We start from the raw sequence: 366 nt of genomic DNA, 5'->3' as shown, positions 1-366 counted from the left end.
CCGCGGCGTCCCATGGAGTGGTGTAACTCGGGGGGATCAGCCCCGGCGTAGCCGGGGCTGACGGCTCAACTCCCTCAGTCTTTAGCTGTGGCAATGGGTGGGCCGGTCTGTGACCCTGTTCGGAGCACTACCACCAAACCGAACACAGACCATGACCCATATCCATAGTGGCGCCTCCGAGCTGGCTCAGCTCATGGAGGGCACCACCGCTGGCGCCCTCATCCCTGAGATCGTGCGCCGCGGCTTTCAGGACCTGCTGGAAGCAGAGGTTTCTGCCCTCACTGGCGCCCAGCTCCATGAGCGCTGCCCGGATCAGCGCTCCACCCACCGCAACATGATAGGCCAGCAGCTGCTCACCACCCAGGT

1 pseudogene is annotated in these 366 nt (G+C 64.5%); it reads left to right on the top strand.

The window, feature by feature from the left end:
• Positions 1–151 precede the first annotated feature (151 nt).
• Positions 152–366, top strand: a pseudogene (locus CJZ78_RS13585) (IS256 family transposase); the annotation flags it as partial.

Source organism: Synechococcus sp. 8F6 (genome assembly GCF_002252665.1).
In the GTDB taxonomy this organism is placed as follows: domain Bacteria; phylum Cyanobacteriota; class Cyanobacteriia; order PCC-6307; family Cyanobiaceae; genus Cyanobium_A.
The sequence above is the reverse complement of the archived record's forward strand: the minus strand, read 5'-3'. Positions and strand labels throughout refer to the sequence as shown.